General features: G+C 42.5%; 1 protein-coding gene. It reads right to left on the reverse strand.

The genetic code is table 11. The features are described 5' to 3' along the window. Positions 1 to 390, reverse strand: a 390-nt coding sequence (locus tag AB4585_RS28190; RefSeq protein WP_372172070.1) for an MltR family transcriptional regulator, incomplete at its 3' end; no start/stop codon positions are given. Positions 391 to 398 lie beyond the last annotated feature (8 nt).

Here is a 398-nt window from a genome sequence, read left to right on the forward strand (position 1 = left end):
ATTAATGATATCCGTGATGGCGAGCACTAGGGTAGAGCGTACTCTCTGGAAGTGCCGAGTTAGAAACATATCTAATGTGGCGCCACTCATACCTTCAGCAAGGGTCGCATCAAACTCGAGCGGCATAATGCCCTTAATTGAGTTTATCTTGTTGAGCTCAAACAACACATCAACCTCAGTGAAGCTGACTTCTTCTCCCTGAATCTTAGCCCACTCCCTTAACGTCACGAAGATCTCTATATCGTCGTAAATCTCTTTGGAGATACTTCCTAACCCTAACAAAAGCTTAGTTCTTACTTGGATTTCCCCTAAAGGACCATCGTTCGTTAGTAAGGGATCAACCACAAATTTAACCGCATAATCATCTTTGAAAAAGATACTCTTGAGCAATGCATCAA

It is taken from the genome of Vibrio sp. 10N.222.49.C9 (genome assembly GCF_041474985.1).
Classification (GTDB): Bacteria; Pseudomonadota; Gammaproteobacteria; order Enterobacterales; family Vibrionaceae; genus Vibrio; species Vibrio crassostreae_C.